Origin of the sequence: Stenotrophomonas nematodicola, from assembly GCF_009467805.1 — a bacterium.
GTDB classification, from domain to species: domain Bacteria; phylum Pseudomonadota; class Gammaproteobacteria; order Xanthomonadales; family Xanthomonadaceae; genus Stenotrophomonas; species Stenotrophomonas nematodicola.
This window is the reverse complement of the sequence record NZ_WIAY01000001.1, coordinates 1220400-1240992: the sequence shown is the minus strand read 5'-3', so window position 1 is coordinate 1240992 and position 20593 is coordinate 1220400. Positions and strand designations below refer to the sequence as shown.

Annotated in this window: 15 protein-coding genes and 1 pseudogene; 8 read left to right on the top strand and 8 right to left on the bottom strand. The window is 66.5% G+C overall.

Annotated elements, in window-relative coordinates; all coding sequences use genetic code 11:
- Positions 1 to 36: 36 nt before the first annotated feature.
- The 3 genes and pseudogenes from GDJ08_RS05785 to GDJ08_RS05775 all read left to right on the top strand — a co-directional run bounded on the left by GDJ08_RS05785 (position 37) and on the right by GDJ08_RS05775 (position 4288).
- Positions 37 to 2667 (top strand): AAA family ATPase, encoded by a 2631-nt coding sequence (locus GDJ08_RS05785; RefSeq protein WP_153164466.1) that lies wholly within the window; start codon positions 37 to 39, stop codon positions 2665 to 2667.
- Positions 2668 to 3031: 364 nt separating this feature from the next.
- Positions 3032 to 3680, top strand: a pseudogene (locus GDJ08_RS20175) (transposase); the annotation flags it as partial.
- Positions 3681 to 3769: 89 nt separating this feature from the next.
- Positions 3770 to 4288, top strand: coding sequence for a hypothetical protein (locus tag GDJ08_RS05775; protein ID WP_017356057.1), 519 nt, complete (start codon positions 3770 to 3772; stop codon positions 4286 to 4288).
- Between the two features lie 214 nt (positions 4289 to 4502).
- Here the strand turns inward: GDJ08_RS05775 and GDJ08_RS05770 are convergent, their stop codons facing one another.
- Genes GDJ08_RS05770 through GDJ08_RS05755 form a run of 4 tightly spaced genes read right to left on the bottom strand, consistent with a single transcriptional unit; the run spans position 4503 to position 9169 of the window.
- Positions 4503 to 5621, bottom strand: coding sequence for an ABC transporter permease (locus tag GDJ08_RS05770; protein ID WP_153164465.1), 1119 nt, complete (start codon positions 5619 to 5621; stop codon positions 4503 to 4505).
- Complete coding sequence (locus tag GDJ08_RS05765; RefSeq protein WP_153164464.1) at positions 5618 to 6799, bottom strand: ABC transporter permease; 1182 nt, start codon at positions 6797 to 6799, stop codon at positions 5618 to 5620. Before GDJ08_RS05765 ends, GDJ08_RS05770 begins: the two co-directional genes overlap by 4 nt.
- Positions 6796 to 7812: an HlyD family secretion protein gene (locus tag GDJ08_RS05760; protein ID WP_017356054.1), complete on the bottom strand. Its 1017-nt coding sequence runs from the start codon at positions 7810 to 7812 to the stop codon at positions 6796 to 6798. Before GDJ08_RS05760 ends, GDJ08_RS05765 begins: the two co-directional genes overlap by 4 nt.
- Positions 7805 to 9169, bottom strand: a complete 1365-nt coding sequence (locus tag GDJ08_RS05755; protein WP_153164625.1) for a TolC family protein — start codon at positions 9167 to 9169, stop codon at positions 7805 to 7807. The genes GDJ08_RS05760 and GDJ08_RS05755 overlap by 8 nt, the downstream gene beginning before the upstream one ends.
- 195 nt (positions 9170 to 9364) lie before the next feature.
- Here GDJ08_RS05755 and GDJ08_RS05750 point away from each other — a divergent pair, with 195 nt between their 5' ends.
- The 3 genes from GDJ08_RS05750 to GDJ08_RS05740 all read left to right on the top strand — a co-directional run bounded on the left by GDJ08_RS05750 (position 9365) and on the right by GDJ08_RS05740 (position 13378).
- The gene (locus GDJ08_RS05750) at positions 9365 to 11350 is read left to right on the top strand and encodes an oleate hydratase (protein WP_153164463.1); all 1986 of its coding nucleotides are present in this window, start codon (positions 9365 to 9367) and stop codon (positions 11348 to 11350) included.
- 156 nt (positions 11351 to 11506) lie between these two features.
- On the top strand, positions 11507 to 11872 hold the full coding sequence (locus GDJ08_RS05745; protein ID WP_017356051.1) for a glycine zipper 2TM domain-containing protein: 366 nt from the start codon (positions 11507 to 11509) through the stop codon (positions 11870 to 11872).
- A 117-nt stretch (positions 11873 to 11989) separates the two neighbouring features.
- Positions 11990 to 13378 carry a hypothetical protein gene (locus GDJ08_RS05740; RefSeq protein WP_153164462.1) on the top strand — a complete coding sequence of 463 codons (1389 nt, stop codon included), beginning with the start codon at positions 11990 to 11992 and terminating at the stop codon, positions 13376 to 13378.
- A gap of 13 nt (positions 13379 to 13391) precedes the next feature.
- On the opposite strand, the gene fabR is transcribed toward GDJ08_RS05740, so the two are convergent.
- Positions 13392 to 14054, bottom strand: coding sequence for an HTH-type transcriptional repressor FabR (gene fabR, locus GDJ08_RS05735; protein WP_017356049.1), 663 nt, complete (start codon positions 14052 to 14054; stop codon positions 13392 to 13394).
- Positions 14055 to 14146: 92 nt separating this feature from the next.
- Here fabR and GDJ08_RS05730 point away from each other — a divergent pair, with 92 nt between their 5' ends.
- Entirely contained in the window at positions 14147 to 15223 is a 1077-nt protein-coding gene (locus GDJ08_RS05730) for a ferredoxin reductase (protein WP_165699761.1), read from the top strand.
- A 2-nt stretch (positions 15224 to 15225) separates the two neighbouring features.
- Positions 15226 to 16359, top strand: coding sequence for a fatty acid desaturase family protein (locus GDJ08_RS05725; RefSeq protein ID WP_153164460.1), 1134 nt, complete (start codon positions 15226 to 15228; stop codon positions 16357 to 16359).
- 13 nt (positions 16360 to 16372) lie between these two features.
- Here GDJ08_RS05725 and GDJ08_RS05720 read toward each other — a convergent pair whose 3' ends face one another.
- From GDJ08_RS05720 to GDJ08_RS05710, 3 genes are all read right to left on the bottom strand, one after another.
- Complete coding sequence (locus GDJ08_RS05720; RefSeq protein WP_153164459.1) at positions 16373 to 18538, bottom strand: TonB-dependent receptor plug domain-containing protein; 2166 nt, start codon at positions 18536 to 18538, stop codon at positions 16373 to 16375.
- Between the two features lie 120 nt (positions 18539 to 18658).
- On the bottom strand, positions 18659 to 20140 hold the full coding sequence (locus GDJ08_RS05715) for a M23/M56 family metallopeptidase (RefSeq protein WP_153164458.1): 1482 nt from the start codon (positions 20138 to 20140) through the stop codon (positions 18659 to 18661).
- Positions 20137 to 20523 carry a BlaI/MecI/CopY family transcriptional regulator gene (locus GDJ08_RS05710; protein WP_017356044.1) on the bottom strand — a complete coding sequence of 129 codons (387 nt, stop codon included), beginning with the start codon at positions 20521 to 20523 and terminating at the stop codon, positions 20137 to 20139. Before GDJ08_RS05710 ends, GDJ08_RS05715 begins: the two co-directional genes overlap by 4 nt.
- Between the last annotated feature and the right edge of the window lie 70 nt (positions 20524 to 20593).

Below are 20593 nucleotides of genomic sequence, written 5' to 3'. Positions count from 1 at the left end.
CCGCACCGCAGTAAATGGAACTTACAGGGGGTTGTGGTGACGATTTTGAACGAGATCTTTGAATGGTCTAAGGGCCTGCCACCTTGGCAAAGTGATGCCATCTCTCGACTGCTAGCGAAGAATGCCCTCGATGAGCAAGACGAGGCGGACTTGCTGGCGCTGCTTAAATCCGCGAACGGTATTCCTGATCCGAAGGGACGGATAGCCAAGCCGCTTGCGGCGGGGCAAGTTCCACTGCCACCTGCGGGTGGAAGGGCAATCGTGCTACAAGCTGTGAAGGACTTGCAGCACGTCAATGCTATCGCACCGCACCAAAGCCTTGGGATGGGGGCAACTGGCTTAACGATCATCTACGGCAGTAACGGGTCGGGGAAGTCTGGCTACTCGCGAGTTCTCAAGCGAGCATGCCGTGCTCGTGATCAACAAGAAGACATTCATCCAGACGCCAACTTCGCCGCTTCCAAGTCCACCACGCCGCAGGCGACCTTTGTTGTGTCGCAAGGCGGTGTGGTCAGCGAGCTTACTTGGCAGCAGGGCGTCACACCGCCAGCGGAGCTTTCATCCATTGCGGTTTTTGATGCGCGCTGCGCTAAGGCATATCTCGACCAGGAGGGAGACTTTGCCTATGTGCCTTACGGCTTAGAAGTGTTCGCAGCGCTCGCAACGGTATGTCAGCGTCTGGAAGCCAAGGTTTCGGACGAACTTCTCAGGGCACAGGTCGACATCAGTGCTTTTGCGCCTCTCCTCGGTGAGACGCAAGTTGGGAAACAAATTGCTGCGTTGTCTGCCAAGACCAAGCCTGAGGTGATCGAAAGCTTGGCGACCCTGGGCGACAAAGAGCTTGCGCGGCGCGCCGAAGTGGAAGCCAGTCTCAAGGAAGGAAACCCCAAAGAGAAGGCACAACAAGTTCGTCTTCGGGCGCAGCGATTTAGTGCACTTGCAGCGAAGGTGGCAGTCGAAGAGGAGCGCCTGAGCGAAGCGGCGGTGACGGTCGTCCATCAAGCAGCTGATGCCTATCGCAATGCGCAGGTCGCAGCCAAGATCGCCGCTCAGTTGCATACAGAGGGCGGCAAACTCTTGCCAGGCACCGGTGGCGAGGTGTGGCGCGATCTCTATGACGCGGCAAAGAAGTTTGCCGTCAGTGCATATCCAGACAAGAGCTTCGATGAACTCTCGTCGGATGACGCTTGCTTGCTTTGCCAGCAGCCACTGCAAGCGGGCGCCGAGCGCCTGCATCGCTTTGAGGCATTTGTCCAGGCTGAGGCAGAGAAGGCGCGTGATGCCAGGCGAGAGGATCTTCGCGCAGTTTTTGTGCCGATGACAAAGGAGGTCGTCACACTCGGGTTGGATGAGGCTATTCGGGTCGAGCTTCGCGCGGAAAACGAGCAGCTGGCCAGCGACGTGGAGGCGTTTGAGGAGGCGTTGATTGCGCGCCAGAAATCCGTCAAAGATGCTGCCACTGCCGATGATTGGAGTGTGGTGGTTAGTGCCGGGGTGAGTCCGAAAGCTGCCCTTTCGCTACTTGCTGAGCAATTGCACAGCGCAGCCAAAGCGCTTGATGACGCTTCGGATGAAAAGGCGCGTAATGGTTTGCAGGGCGAGTTCAATGAGCTTAATGCCCGCATGCAGTTGGCGGTGGTCAAAGACTCGGTGCTTAGCGCCATCAGCAAGCTGGCGGTGCAATCCAGATTGAAAGCCTGCCTGCCCCATCTCAAGACGCGTTCAATTTCCACCAAGGCCACCGAGATTGCTGCCCAAGTGGTCTCCAAGGAACTGGGTGAAGCGCTCAATCGCGAGTTCAAGTCACTCGGCGTCTCTTCATTGAGTGTGTTCTCGCAAAGTCGCTCAGCGCGTGGAAAGACGCTCCACCGGCTCCGCTTGGCGTTGCCGCAGGCGCTATCTCCCTCCGAGATCCTCAGCGAAGGCGAGCAGCGCGCCATCGCCATTGGATCATTCTTGGCTGAGGTTTCGCTGAGCGGCCAAACAGGAGCGATCGTGTTCGATGATCCAGTGTGTTCGTTAGACCACCGTCGTCGTGAACGCGTCGCAAAACGTCTTGCTGATGAGGCAGAGAAGCGGCAAGTAATTATTTTTACGCACGACATCTATTTCCTGAACTTGCTGACGGAAGCTGCCGGACGTGCGGGCAGGCCCGTCGTGACTCAGAGCCTGGTGCGTCAAGCCCAGGGTTACGGCGTTGCAAGTCCCAATCTTCCATTCGAAGGATTGAGTAGTTCAAAGCGTGTAGGGTTCCTCAAAACCGTTCACGTTGAAGCAGCGAAGGCGCACAAGCTTGGGGAGGAGCAGAAGCACTACGACCTCACCGTAGGGGCTTACTCCAACTTGCGCTTAGCTTGGGAGCGAGCAGTAGAGGAGGTGCTGCTCCGAAATGTCGTTCTTCGGTTCCGTAAGGGGGTGGAGACGCAGCGCCTGTCAGGCGTGACGGTGACGGATGCTGATTACGCGCGCGTCGAAGCAGGTATGTCCAAGTGTTCCAACTACGCGCACGACAAAGCCCAGTTCGGTGGGATCGCGGTCCCAGACCCGGATGAGCTCATGTCGGACATCGTGGAATTTGAGGCCTTCATCAAGGAAGTAAACGAGCGCTCGGATAAAACCTCGACGTCGCGGAAGAAAGGGGCGCCGGCAGCAGTGGCCACCGCATGAGCTCTTGGTAAAAGGCTGAGGCGCCTCTTCTAGGAGGGGCGCCACGGTCAAAGATCGGGTCTTGATCTGGCTGGCACGACCGGGATGACTTGCGCCTACTCATTTAGCCTTGCTCGCGCGGCACACTGATTTTTGGATGCTCATCATGAGGCGTGCGGAAACGAGAGGGTGACCAGTCCGGACGCGGCTTGACCGATCATGAATCTGCCTTAGCTTCAACCTTTTGAAGGAGCTGAGCGCAGTGAAAGATCGGGAGAAGTGGGAAGAAGCGGTGAAGGCGGGTGACGTGGCGCGTGCGACGTCCCCCCGGGATTGAGTAGCACGACGCTTTGGAGTCCAATTCTCAACCACAAGGCGATTGGACGTGAAGAAGCGTTCTTCCGAAGCGCAGATCATCGGCTTTCTGCGCGAGGCCCAGGCGGGCAGGCCGATCAGGGACGCATGCCGCCAACATGGCTTTCAGTGAGGCCGCCTACTGCCTGTGGCGCAGCAGGGTCGGTGGCATGACCGTGCCTGACGCCAGGCGGCTCAAGGACCTGGAGGCGGAGAACACGCGCCTGAAGACGCTGCCGGCCGGGCAGGTTCTCGAGAACGACGTCATCGAGGGGGCGTTGTGGAAAACGGGGTTACGGCCTAGGCATGATCCATCTGAAACTCGGGCAGCAGGAGCTGGTAGTGAACTACAAGCCGGTGGAGCGCCTGTATCAGGAAGCGGGCTTGCAGGTGCGTCGCAGGAAGCGCAGGAAGGTCCCCGTTGGTGCGCGGCAACCTTTGCTGCGTCCCTCGGCCGCCAATCAGGTGTGGTCGATGGATGTTGTGTTCGACCGCACCGCGGAAGGCCGGGCAATCAAGTGACTGACCATCGTAGACGACGCCACCCACGGGGCTGTGGCCATCCAGGTGGAACGGGCCATCCCCGGCCAAGGCGTTGCCAGAGGCTGGACAGACTGGCCGTTCAGCGCGGTTTGCCGCAGGTGATCAGGGCAGACAACGGCAAGCCGTTTTACGGCAGGGAAGAGCGCGCCGGACGCCGCTTGGATTGGCTTGACAATGCTAGGATCGGTGCTTTGGTGGTGAATGACCCATACAAAAAGGAGGGCCTATGGACTTGGTGAAGATTGCGGGGCAAGTCAGTCGCGACGCGGACCAGAGTACAAGCGATTTGTTGAAGAAGAACGTTCAGTTCGCGGAAGGGCAGGCCGAGCTTCGCAAGATTGAGTTGGATCAGCAGGATGAAAAACGCGAACGCAGGAGCCTGCGTAGCGAACTTGAAGCCATTCAGTACGGTCAGGAAAAATCCCGCGAAGTGGATGCGCTGAAAAGTGAGTTGCGCATGCTGAAACATAGCAATGAGGTTTTGCGCGACATTGCGGCGGATGTCATTCTGGACCGTTCCAGCATCCGGAAAGCAATCGAGGCGCTCAAGAGCAAGTGGGTCGAACCCTCGCGCTTTGATGAATTCAACGCCGACTACGTGCGCATGCGCGCAGACGAAAAGCAGAAGATCGAAGGCGACGACGAGCAGCAGGCCAGCGCTTACAGGCTGGTGGATGATGTGCTCAGTGGATGGTCACATCCATCATCAACCCGCCGTCGTCGTCCACCGGGATCAACGCCGTAACGTGATGACTGTGTTGTTCAGAACAGCCCCCGATCGGGGGCTTTTTTGTTCCTGTCATTGCTTGATTGCCTGTGAGGGGCGGTGTGTACGTTCAACGATGGGAATATGAATCAGCCTGCGGGAACGACCCGTCGCCGGCAGGAGGTCCCGTTCAATCGCTGTCGGGTGCCGCCAGGCTGTCGAATGGGGCGGGGAGGGGGCGTTCCGGGGGCCGCTATGGGCGCGGTGCGCGCTGCGGGCCGAGCCGCCAGATCGCCAGCCCGCCATACAGCACGGCCAGCCCGACCAGCGTCCACAGCTCGCGGGCGACGTCGGCCACGCTGGCTTCCATCTGGTTCATGCGGACCACCAGGTTGATCCCCGATGTGGTGGGCAGCAACTGCGACAGGGCGACCAGTGCGCGTGGCGATGCGATCGCCGGCCACGACAGGTTGGCCAGGAAGAACAATGGGATGGAACACGCGATGACGTATTGGAACGCGCGCTCGCGGGTACGGAAGAAGCTGCCGATGAACATCCCGAAGGCGACGGTCGCGGCGATGAACAGCGCACCGCCCACGAGTACACCGACGGGATTGCCGCCGCGCGGATAGTCCTGCACCCAGGCGGTGAAGCCGACGTAGTAGAGCAGGCCGAGCATGCCGATCAACCAGAACCCCACGGCCATGCCGGACAACGTCGGCAGATCGAAGCGCAGGCGCCGGCCCAGGGCCAGGCGGCGGGTACCCAGCAGCACGCCGATGCCCATCAGCAGGGTCTGGTGGACGATCAGTTCGGCCACCCCGGCGACGATGGCGCTGCCGTAGCCCTCGTGGGTGTTGTACAGCGGGCGCTGCACCAGGCGGATCGGCGGCGGCTGCGGTGGGCCCATGAACGCGGCCTGCGCGACGGCAGCGTCGCGCCCGAACGCACCCAGTGCCTCGGCCACGCCGGCCATTACCCAGCTGGCACGGCCCAGGTAGGCACCGTTGCCGATCAGCACCAGATCGCCGCTGCCCCCGCGCAGGATGTCGCGCTCCAACCGGTCCGGGATGAGCAGGATGCCTTCGGCATGGCCAGCCTCCATCACGCGGCGCGCCTGGTCCAGGCTGGCCGGCTGGCCCACGATGCGCACCGCATTGAGCGCGTCCACGCGGCGCAGCAGTTCGCGGCTGGTGGCGCTCTGGTCCAGGTCGACCACCACGATCGGCAGGTTGCCGGCGACCTGGTGCCGGTACGCGGCCGGATAGAAGAACGAATACAGCACCACCGCACCGATCATCACCACCAGTGCGTAGCGGTCGGTAAGCACCGCGCGCAGGGTCTGGCGCAGGCTGTCCCAGACCCGGCTCATGGCGACGCTCCCTGCGCCGACGCTGCGGGTCGCAGGGCGCGCGCGGTGGCGATCAGCCGCCAGCCGCCGATGCCGCCGGCGACCAGGATCATCAGCGCCAGCGTGGCCAGCGGCCACAGCGATACCGCTCCTGCAGCGCCGACGAACTGCTGTTGGGTCTGCAGCTTCACATAGGCGGTCAGCGGCAGCAGCAGGTTCCAGATGCGGGTGAACAGCGGCGCGTCGATCACCGGGAAGGTGGCGCCGGAGAACGCCAGCGCGGTGCCCAGCGACAGACCCACCACCGACAATGCCGTGCCCATGTCGCGGGTGACGCCGACGAACAGCACCGCATAGGCCGCACAGGCCAGGTAGAACAGCGGCTGTGCCAGCAGCAGGAGCAGCAGGCTGCCGGCCACGCCATCGCCGCGCAGATAGGCCAGGTACAGCACGCCGGCGGCGCCATACACGGCGAACAGCAGGACATACGGCAGCAGCTTGCCGGCCAGCGCTGCCCACGGTGCGTCGCCCAGCCAGGCGGCCAGCGTGCCGTCGCGCACTTCGCGGCCTACGCTGCTGGCCGCCGCCAGCGCGAGCACCAGCGACAGGATCGCCGGGAAAACAAGCGGTAGCAGAAACAGCTCATAGCTGCGGGCCGGGTTGTAGAGGATCTCCGACTGCACCCGGATCGGCGCGGCGCGCAGCTTGCCCGGGCCCACCTGCAGCCCGATCCGCTCCGTCAGCAGGCGCGCGTTCCAGGCCCCGACGGCGTCGGTGATATCGCGTGCGGCCGATTGCCCGGTGGTCAGGTAGCTGGCGTTGTAATACGCCAGGACCGTGCCTTCGCCGCCGCGCAGCGCCTGACGGGTGGCATCGCGCGGCACCAGCACGACGGCGAACACCTCCAGGCGGCGCAGTTGGGTCTGCGCCTGCGCCAACGTGGGCGGCTGGCTGGCCACCGCCACGCCGGGGCTGGCATCGAGCATGCGCGTGAGCAGGCGGCTTTCGGCGCTGTGGTCCAGGTCGACCACGGCAATCGGCACCGCGCGCATCACCGACGCGGAGAACAGGCAGGCCATTGCCAGCAGCATCAGCAGCGGCAGCACGGTGACCAGCGCCAGGTCGGCGCGATCGGCGCGCAGGTGCCGCAGTTCGCGTTGCAGCGAGGCGGAGAATCCCGCCCGCAGCGGCGGCTTCATCCCTGTGGCCACGCGAACAGCACGCTCATGCCCGGGCGGAAGCCCTCGATGCGGTCCACCGCGCGCACCCGGATCTCGAAGCTGCGCACGTCGTAGCCGGAAGACTGGCGCGTGCTGCGCCAGGTGGCGTAGTCACCGGCCGGATTGATGAAGTAGACCTCGAAGTCGGCATCGCGGCCGAGCGCGGGAATGCTGCCACGCAGAGGGCTGCCGATCTTCAGCCCCTGCATCTGCGATTCGCGCAGGTTGATCGACACCCACATGCGGTCGATGTCCACCAGCGTGAACACCGGATACCCGGCGGGGACCAATTCGCCGATGTCGGCCATGCGTTTATTGATCTCGCCGGCCACTGGTGCACGGCCGTTGACCTCATCGCGCGCGGCATCGACTTCGGCCACCGCGCCCCGGGCCTGGCGCACCTGGCCCTGCGCGGCTCGCTTGTCCTGTTCACGTGCGCCGGCCAGCGCCTGGTCGTACTGGGCGCGTGCGGCATTGGCCAGTTCGCGCGAGCTGCGCGACTGGGCCAGCGCCTCATCCCGCTTCTGACGGCTCATCACGCCTTCGTTGAACAGGTTCTGCACGCGCCGGTAGGTCGCATCGGCCAGGGTGGCGCCGGCCTCGGCGCGTTTCCAGTTGGCCTGGGCAGCGCGGATGTCCTCGCTGCGCGCACCGGCATCGGCCTTGTCGGCGACGGCCCGGGCGGCGTCCAGGGCGCCGTGCGCCTGTTCCTCCTTGGCCGACACTTCGGGACTGTCGAGCACGAACAGGACCTGGCCCGCCGCGACCCGATCGCCCTCGCGGACGTTCAGCTCGGCCAGCCGTGCAGTGATCTTGGCGGCCACGTTCAGCGTATCGGCGTCGGCCATGCCCTGCAGCTGGTCGGCCGGTGTGCGCCATGCCAGCCACAGGCCCAGCAGTACCACCAGCGCAAGCGCCACCAGTATCACCACGCCGGCACGGCGCTTGTTCGGGGGCGGGGCGTCGGCCGGCGCCTGCAATGTGTCATTCATGGTCGATCACCTCGTCCGCACGGCGTCGGAATTCGTCATAGCGGTCCATCTGTCCACTGATCTCCAGCAGCTGCGCCAGCGCCACGTCGTACTGAAAGGCGGCCTGCGCGCGTTCCACGCGGGCGCCACCCAGACCGAGCCGGGCGTCGATGACATCCAGCGAGGTGGCCTGGCCTTCGCGATAGGCCAGTTCCTGCAGGCGCAGGTTCTCGCGCGACTGTTCGATGCTGCTGTCGAGCAGCGCGTACTGGTGGCGCGCGGTCTCCAGCTCGTTCCAGGCCTTGCGTACCCCCAGCGCCACCTGGTTTTCGGCCTCGCGCAGGCCGGCCTCGGCCTGCTCCTGCTGTGCGCGTGCAGCGCGGATCTGCGCCGGGCGCGAGCTGGGCGACAGGAAGGTGTACTTCAGGCCGATGCCGAACGCCCAATCGGGGTCGGTGATCATTTCATCGCGGCGGCGGAAGTCGTACTGGCCGAACAGATACACGGTCGGCTTGAGCTTGGCCTGCTGCACACGTACGCCCTGTTCGGCCTGCGCCACCACGGCGCGCAGACGCGCGATCTGCGGCTGCCGCGCCTGCGCCACGCGTTCGAAGCTGGCCACGTCGCCAAGTGGCGCGCGGTGCACGAACAACGGCGAGATGGGCCGCACCTCGCCGCCGCTGCGCAGCAGCGTGGACAACGCGGCCTTGAGTGTCTGCAGGTCGTTCAACGCCTTCTGGTACTCGCGCTCGGCCTTGTCGCGGGCGACGTTGGCCTGCAGCCGCTGGGCGCGGGTGGCAAAGCCCTCGCGCTCCAGCTTGAGCGCATCGTCGAGGTGGCGCTGCATGCCATCGCGCACGTCGCGGCGGACGTTCACCGCCTGCTCGGCCAGCTGCTGCCCGAAGTAGGCCTGGGCCAGCTGCACGCTCAACGACTGGCGTTGCGCGTCGCGCTCGGCGTTGGCCTGCTCGGTGGCACCGGCCGCGGCCTGCTGGGCTGCCGGAATGAGGCCGCCGGTATACAGCGGCAGCACCGCGGTCACCACCGGCCGGGTACGCCAGTCGCGCTCGGTGAACTGCAACGGGGAGTCGATGCCGAACGCTTCGGCCACCGGGGTCAACGAGCCCAGCGGCAGGGTCAGGGTCTTCTGGAACTGCAGCCGGCGCACTTCGCCGGTGATCTCCGGCAGCCGCAGCAGCCGGGTGGCGTCCTGCAGGTCTTCCTTGTTGCGCACCGATGCATCGGCGGCGGCGAGCGCGTCGGAGACCTGCTCAAGCCGCTGCTGCGATTGCACCCAGTCCAGCGCAGGACTGTCCTGGGCGACGGCGGTGAGCGGCAGGGCGGCGGCCAGCAGTGCCGCGCCAATCCCCCAGGCGATCCTGCGTCGCGCGTTCGTAGCGCGCGCCTGCGTTGCATGCCGGCTCACGTGCTGGCGGCTCCCTGCGTAAAAAGTCTGGCAAAAGATAGTGCGCGCCGCGTGAAGCCCGGGTCTTTGATGCGGATCAAGGCGTGACCGACGCCGCTGCGTAACATGGACGGTGCACGCTATTTCCATCCCTACAGGAGCAGTGCCATGAGCCAGCCCACCGCACCGGGACGCAACGCAGGGGCCACGCCGGCCTTCGAGCACGAGCCGGACAGCACCGGCGGCTACTGGTCCAACCGGCCGGAGAACACACTGCCACCGCCGGACATGATGGGGGCCTACATGCGCAACCGGCCGCTGCCGCCGGAGGACGTGGCGCAGCGCAAGGCCTACATCATCGGCACCGGCATCGCCGGGTTGGCGGCGGCGTTCTACCTGATCCGCGACGGCGGCATGCCGCCGGCCAACATCACGCTGCTGGACAGCCTGGAGATCGAAGGCGGTTCGCTGGATGGCGCGGGGGATGCCGAGCAGGGCTACCTGATCCGCGGCGGCCGCGAGATGAACTGGAACTACGACAATTTCTGGGACCTGTTCCAGGATGTGCCGGCACTCGAACTGCCGGCCGGCTTCAGCGTGCTCGACGAGTACCGCGCCGTCAACGACAACGATCCGAACTGGTCCAAGGCGCGGCTGCTGCACCAGCAGGGCAAGGTCAAGGATTTCGCCACGTTCGGGTTGAGCCGCGGCCAGCAATGGGAGCTGGTCAAGCTGCTGCTCAAGCGCAAGGAAGACCTGGACGACGTCACCATCGAGGACTACTTCAGCGAAGGCTTTCTGCAGAGCAACTTCTGGTTCTTCTGGCGCTCGATGTTCGCCTTCGAGAATTGGCAGAGCCTGCTCGAGATGAAGCTGTACATGCATCGGTTCCTGGATGCCATCGACGGTCTGAACGACATGTCCGCGCTGGTGTTTCCCAAGTACAACCAATACGAGAGTTTTGTGGTGCCGCTGTCGCGGATGCTGCGCGCGCAGGGCGTCAACGTGCAGTTCGATACCCGCGTCCACGACCTGGAGATGGCGGTGGACGGGCAGTCACGCACCGTCACCGCGCTGCGCTGCCGGGTGGCCGGCAGCGAGACCACGCTGCCGGTTGCGGCGGGCGACCTGGTGTTCGCGCTCACCGGTTCGATGACCGAAGGCACGGCGTACGGCGACATGGACACCGTGCCGCCGCTGGCGCGCGACCGCCGGGACCCGGGCGAGGACAGTGACTGGGCGCTGTGGCGCAATCTCGCGCGGCAGTCGCCGATCTTCGGCAAGCCGGAGAAGTTCTACGGCGACGTGGACCGCTCGATGTGGGAGTCGGCCACGTTGACCTGCCGCCCCTCGCCGCTGGTGGACAAGATCCGCACGTTGTCGGTCAACGATCCGTACTCCGGGCGCACCGTGACCGGTGGGGTCATCACCATCAGCGATTCCAACTGGGTGCTCAGCTTCACCGTCAACCGCCAGCCGCATTTCGTGGACCAGCCCAAGGACGTGCTAGTTGTATGGGTCTATGCCCTGTTGATGGATCAGGACGGCAACCACATCAAAAAGCCGATGCCGGCGTGTACCGGACGCGAGGTGCTGGCCGAACTGTGCCACCACCTGGGCATCGGCGACCAGATCGATGCGGTGGCCGCCGCGACCAGGGTGCGGCTGGCGTTGATGCCGTACATCACCGCGCAGTTCATGCCGCGTGCCGCTGGCGACCGTCCGCACGTGGTACCGGCCGGCTGCACCAACCTGGGCCTGCTCGGCCAGTTCGTGGAAACGCGCAACGATGTGATCTTCACGATGGAAAGCTCGATCCGCACGGCGCGTGTGGCGGTGTACACCCTGCTGGGGCTGCGCAAGCAGGTACCGGACCTGAGCCCGACCCAGTACGACATCCGCAATCTGATCAAAGCGGCACGGGCGTTGAACAACAACGCGCCGTTCCCCGGCGAACGGCTGCTGCACCGTCTGCTCGGCAACAGTTACTACGCCCACATCCTGCCGCCGCTGCCACAGCCTGAAAAGGGCCGGGAGGCCTTCCTTGAAGAGGAGCTGTCGTGGTTGTCAGGCAAGGGCAGCGTGGTGCTTAAGGACCTGTCTGCACGGCTGGATCGGCTTGGCGAAACGCTGGGCAGGCGGCGCGCGCCCTGAGCGCGGGGCGGCGTGCGGCAGGGCGGCGTGGCGCCGCCGCCGCCCCGCTGCAGGCTGAACCAACGGCAGCGCCTTGACGCGGCATCCACACCATTTCACGGCCTGCAGCCGTCCCGACGCGGACACTGGCGCCACGAGCTGACACAAGGAGCCGACATGAAACCGACCCTCTCCCATCTGTTGTGCGTAGGCGCGCTGCTGGCATCGTCCTTTGCCGCCACGGCTCAGACCTACGGACCGAAGGACGAAGGACGCCGTTTCAATGACGGCAGCAAGGTGGTGTGCAAGAACGTGGAAGTCCAGCGCAACGCGAAGGACCCCAACCGGATCACCGGTACCGCCACCGGCGCCATTGTCGGCGGCCTGCTGGGCAACCAGGTCGGCGGCGGCAATGGCAAGAAGGTGGCGACGGTGGCAGGCGCGGTGGCTGGCGGTGCGGTTGGCCGCAACGTGCAGGGCCGGCATCAGCAGGAGTCCGGCAACCGCGTGGTCGAACGTCGCTGCGAGCGCGTCTACCGCTGATCCCCGCAGCCTCCGTATCGTTCACGAGCAGCAATGCGACGCCGGCCCCGGGCCGGCGTCGTCGTGTCCGGACCTTGCCGAATGTGGCGGCAGCCCCCGTATACTCCGCCAAACCGCATGGACGATCCGCCTGTGAGCGACGCGCTCGACCCTGGCAGTACCCCCGACGTACCCGGTGCAGACGCCGATTCCCACGGTCGTTTTGCCCGCCTGCGCGAGCGGACCGACGAACTGGAAATGTTCATCTCCGGCCTGCTCGCCTTCGCACTGCTGGCGGTGCCGGGGCGCATTTTCGATGCCTGGGCGGTCAGCGAGGTGCACACCGACGGCATCTACTGGCAGGCGCTCTGGTTCGGCTTCAGCACCAGCGTTGGCCTGTGCTACGTGCTGGCGATAGCCCTGATCGCGCACCTGGCCATCCGTGGTTACTGGGTCGGCCTGATCGGGCTGAAAAGCAATTTCCCCGACGGTATCCGTTGGGATCACATTCCCTTTCTGGGTCGTACCGCGCGCGGGTTCTACCAGGCCCGGGTAGTCGGCCTGGACCAGGCCATCACCAATGCCGACCGCGCCGCGTCGACGCTGTTCTCGACCACGCTCCTGTTCGCCCTGACGATGGCCGTCATCGGGCTGATGTCGATACTGGCGATCACGGTCTCGGCGGGTATCGGTGCGCTGTTCCCCCATTCGGATGAGGTGGCATTGGCGATCCTCGCTGTGCTCACGGGCGTACCGGTGATGCTGGGCCTCGGCGCAGGAATAATGGACAAAGCGGTCGCCAGGCGGCACGCGCGCGGCGAAGCGAGCCCGCGACTGGAGCGGGCAACACACCGTGTATTGGCCCTCAATCAGTGGTTTGTGCCGATGCGGATGCTGCTGCCGGTACAGTTGATGCTGCAGAGCAACCAGCGCGCCCGGCACTTCATGTGGCTGTATATGGGCGCGGTGATGGTCGCGATGGTGATCGGCGGGGTGCAGGCCGTGGGGTCGATGCGCTTTTCGCTGCTGGACCGCTATTCGCTGGTCACCGAAGCGGCGGTCGAGCAGGGCATGCTCAGTGCCCACTACGAATCGCTGCGTACCGAGCACGATCGCCTGCTGCGCTATCCGATGATCCCGGCCGACGTGATCCAGGGCAGCCGGCTGCGGCTGTTCATTCCGCACCAGCCAAAACGCGAGAACGCACTGGCGCAGCGCCTGTGTGCGCTGCCCGATGGCGGCAATACGGCTGCCGGCCCGGAGGCGGCGAGCCGTGCCGTGGCCTGCCTGGCGAAGGTCTGGCAGGTGAGCCTGGACGGCACGCCGGTGCCGCTCGACGGCTTCCTGCCCATCGAGCGGCGTGATCTGGAGATGCGCGGCCTGGCCGGCTACCTGCCGCTGGAGGGGTTGTCGCCGGGACGCCATGACCTGCTGCTGGTCTGGAATGCGGACGGCGGGAAGCGTGGACGCGAGCGTCGCCGCGAGTACCGCATTCCGTTCTGGTATGCGCCCGACGACAAGCGCTGACGGCTGGCGGTACTCAGCGCGTCGGCGGATTGCCGGCGATGGTGCGGGCACCGGTGATGATCATCCGCACCATCTGCGCCAGTTGTTCGATCAGCTCGGGGTCCTTCTCCGGAGGCTGGTCCACCGCCGTGGCCCCCATCGCGAACACCAGGCGGGTAATCGCCTTGGACGCCAGCGCCGGCTCATGCAGCACCGCGCCGTCGGCGGCGGCCAGCCGGATCAGGTCGACCCGGAGTTCGTCTTCAAAATAGTTCAGCTCGCGGTCCACCGCCTGCTTGAACGCATCCGAGCCGGCGCTGCCTTCGCGCAGCAGCACATGCAGCAGCTTGTCGTCGGCGCGCAGCTGTTCGATGAAGGTCTCCACCGACAGCCGGATCACGCTGCGTTCGGATGAGGCCGCGCGCTGGCGCGCCTCGCCGATGATGGTGCGCAGTGATCGCCCGGCCAGGTCGATCAGGGCGACGGTCAGTTCGTCCATGTCGCGGAACTGGCGGTAGAACGAATTCGGTGCGATCCCGGCTTCGCGCGCCACTTCGCGCAGGCTCAACGTGGAGACGCTGCGATGCGGGCCGATCAGGGCCAGGGCGGCGGCCAGCAGGTCGTCGCGGGTGATCGAGGATTTGCGCCCGTGGTGGGCATCGTCGACCACGGTCGGGGGCAGGTCTGGGGAGGTCATCGGGGGCAGGGTGGTCACGTCGCTGAATCATAGCCGGTCCCACGGATATACAAGTGTATACACAGGCGTATGCTCGGCCGTATAGTGCCTGTATGAGCGCACGCCTTCGTCCTGATTCCCGCCGCCGCACCCCGCTGTCGCCCCGCCACTGGGTGCCCGAGGCGTTGTTTGACTTCTGGGCCGGTGGCCTGCATCCGCTGTGGACGCTGCGCCGCCCGCGCGCCCGGCTGGTCGCCCGTGAGGCGGCCAGTGCCGACGCGGTCACCCTGATCCTGAAGCCGAACCGCCATTTCCGCGGGATGGCCGCCGGCCAGCACGTCAATCTGGGCGTGGAGGTCGACGGCCGCCGCCTGACCCGCAGCTACAGCCCCACGCGGCTGGCCGATGGCACGCTGGCGATCACCGTAAAGGCGATCGACGGTGGCCGTGTCAGCCAGCACCTGGCGAGCGGCGCGCCCCTGGGCGAGGTGTTCGAGCTGGGCCAGGCGTTCGGCGGGATGACCCTGCCTCCGCAGGCCGATCAGCGCCTGCTGCTGCTGGCCGCCGGCAGCGGCATCACACCGATGCGCGCGCTGCTGCGCCAGCTCGATGCGGCCGGCATGCCTGCGCAGGTGGACCTGCTGTACTGGGCACGCCAGCGCGAGGCGCTGTGTTTCGTCGACGAACTGGACGCGATGGCCGCGCGCCATCCCTGCCTGCGCGTGCACTACCTGCCCACCCGCGACGCGCAGGCCCCGGCCCCGCGCGTGGATGCCTACGCGTTCGATGCGCTGGGCGATCTGGCCAGCGCCCGCGTGCTGGTGTGCGGACCCGGTGGCTTCGTCGACACCGCGCGTGCACGCCTGCAATCGCAGGTCGCCGCGCTGCAGGTGGAAGCGTTCAGTCCGCCGGTCCTGCCCGATGCCGAAACCGGTCTGGTACAGGTCGAACTGCGACGCAGCGGACGCACCCTGGCGCTGCCGCGCGGCACGTCGCTGCTGCAGGCGCTGGAAGCGGAGGGGCTGCGCCCGGCCAGCGGCTGCCGCATGGGCATCTGCAATACCTGCGTATGCGGCAAGGCGTCCGGCGTGACCCGGCACACCCTCACCGGCGAGTACGCGGCCGAACCGGCCACGCAAGTGAAGCTGTGCGTGAACAGCGCCAGCACCGACCTGATCCTGGAGCTGTAAGCATGTCATCCGTCAACAACCGCGTACTCTCCGCCGCCGAACTGCAGTCTTTCGGCGCTGAACTCGACGCGCTGCGCGCGCGCCAGCTGGCGACGCTGGGCGCTGCCGATGCGCGCTACATCCGCCGCGTGATGGCCGGGGTGCGCTGGACCGGCGTGGCCGGCCGCGCCCTGCTGTTCCTGGGCGCCTTCGTGCACAGCGTGCTGATTCCGGCGTGGATCGCCGGCGTGGTGCTGCTGGCACTGTCCAAGATCCTGGAGAACATGGAGCTGGCGCACAACGTCATCCACGGCCAGTACGACTGGATGGGTGATCCGCAGCTGCAGGGCAGCACCTACGAATGGGACATCGTCGGCACCGCCGACAACTGGCGCAAGACCCACAACTTCCGCCACCACACCTATACCAACGTGCGCGGGCTTGACGACGACATCGGCTACGGCCTGCTGCGCATCTTCCCCGAGCAGCGCTGGCGCCCGTTCTTCCTGCTCCAGCCGGTGGTGGCGGTGGTGTTCGCGCTGCTGTTCGAATGGGGCATCGCCATCCAGGACCTGCGACTGGGCCGCTGGTTCGCCGGCAAGATGACCTTCAAGCAGCTGCGTGCACAGTTCCGTCCGGTCGGCCGCAAGATGGGCCGGCAGATGTTCAAGGACTACCTGCTGTTCCCGGCACTGGCTGGCCCGTTCTTCCTGCCGGTGCTGCTCGGCAATGTGGCGGCCAACCTGATCCGCAACGTGTGGACGTACGTGATCATCTTCTGCGGCCACTTCACCGCCGATGCCGAAACCTTCCCGAAGGAATGCGTGCGCGATGAGACGCGCGGCCACTGGTACCTGCGCCAGCTCCGCGGCTCGTCCAACCTGACCGGCGGCAAGCTGATGAACCTGATGTCGGGCAATCTCAGCCACCAGATCGAGCACCACTTCTACCCGGATATCCCGGCCAACCGTTATGCCGCCATTGCCGTGGAGGTGAAGCGGATCTGCGCGCGCTACGGCCAGCACTACAACACCGGCTCGCTGCCCCGGCAGTTCGGCCAGGTGATGTGGCGGATCGTGCGCCACGCCTTCCCGAGCCGACCGTCGCGCGCGCCGGCACTGGCGCCGGTCGGGCAGGGCAGCACGCAGCCCGGCTGAGCGGCGCGGCCGGTCAGAGCTGCCGTTCCCACTGCACCCGCCACAGCGGGACACCGCTGCGCCGCCGTTCCAGCGTTTGCCGGCCCAGCGCGTCCCGCAGCTCCTGCCCGGACACCAGGTCGCGCTGCAGCAGATTGTTGGCGCTCAGACGCAGCTTGCTGCGCGTCGACAGCGTCCACAGCACGTACAGGTCCAGTTCGCGTCCATCAGCGGTCGTGTCGATCTGCCCGGCGGTGATCCGCGTGGGGCCGCCATTGCGCCAGGTGTAGGTGATCCCGGTGGTCCAGCGCGTGTTGAGCCGGTAGTCGGCGCCCACCGTGCCGGTGAAGCGCAGTTGTTTGTCCAGCCGGTTGTCCGGCCCTGGCACGTCCTGCACCTGCGACCAGTTGCGGGTGGCATTGGCGCGCAGCGTGACCTCCGGTGCGGCGTCGATCCAGCGTGCCAGTGCGAGCTGCGCATCCATCTCCAGGCCCGTGCTGGTGGCATTGCCGCCATTGCGGGGCGATGCGACCCAGCGTCCATCGATCAACGTCGTCTCGGTGCGCACCACGTTGCTGATGCGGCGCGCATAGGCGCCCAGACTTAGCTGGGTGCCTTCCCTGCCCTGGATCTCGTAGGCGATGTCCACCCCGGTGGCCAGCTCCGGACGCAGGGCGGGGTTGCCCTGCTCGTCCGGATTCAACGGGCGGTTGTTGGTCGAGGTGTACGGGCGTGGAATCAATGAGGCGAGCGTCGGCGACTTGTAGGTGCGGCTCACTGCCACCCGCAGCTGGTCGTCCCGGCCCGGCACCTTCCACAGGGACTGCAGCACGGGCGACAGCACGTGGTCGCGTTGCTGGACCGCGGCAAAGCCACTGCCGACGCTGCGCGTGTCGATATGCTCCCAGCGCAGGCCGAGGTACAGCGACCAGCGGGGGCTGAGCTGCATCTCGTCCTGGCCGTAGAGTGCAAGCCGGCGTACCCGGGCATCGAAGGAAAGGTCACTGGCGCTGCCGGGGGTGCCGCCGATCGGCAGCAGCCGCTGCAGGCGCGTTTCATCACGTCCGTCCACGCTGGCTTCCCACCCGAGTTCCACAGTGTGCCGTCCGTGGGCGGGCAGCGCGTACTTGCCGGTGCTGTTGATGTTGTGCACGCGCAGACGGGCGTCGGTGTGGTCGTCCAGGTTCTGTGTACCCACCGTGTCGTAGCCCTGCTCGCGATAGCGGTAGCGCTCGCGATTGCCGCCCACGGCCAGTTTGCCGACGAAGCTGCCGCCAGCAGCCAGGCCGTGCGTCCAGGTGGCGCTGCCGCCGAGCTGGGCAACGTCGATCTCCGTCCGCTGCCGGTAATGGTCGTGCTGCAGGGGAGGGCCCAACAGGGTGTTCCAGTCGATGTCGACCGCGCGGTGGAAGCGGCTGGCGTCGGCCAGTGCCTGCAGCGTCAGTGAATCCCCGTTGCCCAGGCGCAGGTCCAGGCTCGGTGCCAGCGACACGGCTTCGCGTGCGCCACGGGCCTGCAACCGGCTGTCGCGCAGCATCGTGGTGCCACCGGCATTGTCGTGACCGGTTTCGGTGGTGCGTTCGTCAACCTGGAACGCCCGGCGCGATGCGGTGGCGGTCACCGTGCTGCTGCGATCACGGCCATTGCGGCTGCGCTGCCAGGTCAACGAGGGCGTGCTGCGGCCGTTGGACACGCCCCACGCGGCGGTCAGCGATGCGGCGTCCTTGCGTGCGCCGGCCACCAGCACAATGTTGAGCGTGCCGGCGATCGCTTCGCCGCGCAGGTCGGCAGTGGGAGCGCGGAGGATCTCGATGCGTTCGACCATCGCCGGAGTGAGTGCGTCCAGATCGAATCCCAATGGCGCGCGCTGGCCGTTGATCAGGATCTGGGTGTAGCCGTTGCCCAGTCCACGCAGGGAAACCGTGCCCGCACGCCCCGGTGCGCCCGGCACGACGCTGATGCCCGGCAGGCGCTTGAGCGCATCGATCAGCGCAGGGTCGCCGTACTGCCGCAGCTCCTGCGCACCGATCACGATGCGCGTGGCGGTATCGTCGCGGCGTGCGTCGTAGGACGCGGCCTGCACCTGCACGGTGTCCAGCGTGGTGGGTGGGGACGTGGACGGCGCGGGCTGTGCAGCGGCGGGAACGACGGCGTACAGCGGCAGCATCAGGGCGAGCGGGTACAGGGCGGAACGGGGCATGCGCGAGGTCCGTGCAGTGGGCTGGCGCAGGCATGCGATGGGCAATACCCACCCCTCCTGCGGCCAGGAAGGCGAAAACGAACGGCAACGGTGGATCGAACGGCGAGGTGTGGCGGGCGGTCAGTTCAAGTGGTGCTGGGGGTCGACGCGTTCGCCGTGACGCAGCATCTCCATATGCAGGTGCGGACCGGTGACCCGTCCGCTGCTGCCGCTGCGGGCAATCTGCTGGCCGCCGCGCACCCGTTGGCCAGCCTGCACGTCAGTGGCATCGAGGTGGGCGAACAGCGTCTGCCAACCGTTGCCGTGATCGAGTACCACGACCGTGCCGTACTGCGGTCCCTCGGGATACGCATCGGTGGCGATGAGCACGGTGCCGTCAGCGGGCGCCAGCACAGGCGTTCCGACGCGGGCGCTGAAGTCGGTGCCGCGATGCGCGCGCTGGCGGATACCGCCGGTATCGCCGAACTGGCCGGTGATCCTGGCCTGGGCCAATGGCGCGGCAAACCGCAGCGGCGGTGGAATGCGCAGTGCGCCGCCTGTTGCCGTGGTGGTGCGAATCCCGGCCACGGCGACGATCTGTGCCGGTGTGGTGGCTGCAACGGCCTGGGCCAGGGTGAGCATGGCACCCGCCGCGAGCGCGCCGGCACCGAGCAGAGCGCATGCAGCGCGCGGCAACCGGCGCGCACCATCGCCCTGCAGCATGTGCAGGATGCGCAGGCGGTGGCCGGCCACCTCACGGTGGGTCAGCGCGTTGAGCGCAGTGGGCGCGCCGCCATGCCCGGCCATGCGCAGTGCCTGGAGGTAGGCGCTGGCGAAATCGCGTCGGGCGTCGTCGTCGCCCTGCAGCGCCTCGGCATCGCAGTGCAGTTCGACGGCCATCTGCACGCGCGCGGCGATCAACCGCACGAAGGGGTTGAACCACAACAGCGCGCCGGTCACCGCCATGACAGCGGCCCGCTGCGGGTCGCGACGCGACAGGTGCGCGGCCTCATGGCGCAGGACCAGGCGCAGCTGGCGGTCGTTGAAGCGCAACAGCGCATCGGCGGGCATCACCACGGTGGGATGCGGCCAGCGCACGGCAAAGGGGGTCATGGCCTGACCGGTAACCCGCAGTGCAATCCCCTTGTCGGCCAACTGCCGTGCCGTGTCGCCACTGAGCCTGCCGGGCCATGCACTGTCTGCGACCGGCGTGGCAAGGCGCACGATCCGTGCGGCGCTGCGCATGCCGCCGAGCAGGCGCAGCAGCAGCACGGTGGCCACGCCAAGATAGGCGGCCAAGGCCACGTGGGTCAGCGACGGCCATCCGAGCCCGGCCATCGGCGCCGGGATCGTGGTGCCGCCAGCGGCTCCTTCGTCCAGCGCAATCGGCAGGGACAGCGGCGCGGGCAGGGCGGCGAGCTGCATGGGGGCGGCAGTGGCCAGCGCGACGGCCAGCAACGGTGGCACCACCGCAAGCAGCCAGATCCCGAGCCAATAGCGCGGCGTGGCAGTGGAGAGCCGCAGCAGGCGGTGCAGCGCGATGCCCAGTGCCCAGGCCAGACCGGCTCCGAGCAGGCTGCCGGACAGGTGCAGAACCCACGGCGACAGCGCAGACAGACTCATGGCTGCAGATCCTGGTCGGGATCGCGCAGCAGTGCCTCCAACTGGGTCAGTTCGGCGTCGCTGAGCAGGCGGCTGTCGGCGAACGCCTGCACCGGGAGTGCGCCGTCGATCTCAAGCACACGTCGGGCGAAGTCGGCGCTGAGCGCCGCCAGGGTGGCGACCTTGCTGGCCCTGGCCCGATAGACGTTCAGGCCATGCTCGGCGACTTCGGCGACCAGGCCCTTGTCGACCATGCGCTCCAGCGTTTTGCGCGTGGACGAATAGGACCACGCCAGGGTGGCGGAGACGCCGTTGTGCAGTTCACGAGCACTGCAGGCGCCACTGCGCCACAGGCACTTGAGCAGTTCCAGCTCGGCATTGGACGGCGTTGGCAGTCGGGACATGTCGGTCACGGCATCCGGGAGTGATGTCGCAAGTGTGCGACAACTGTCGCACGCCATGCAAGGCCCGCTG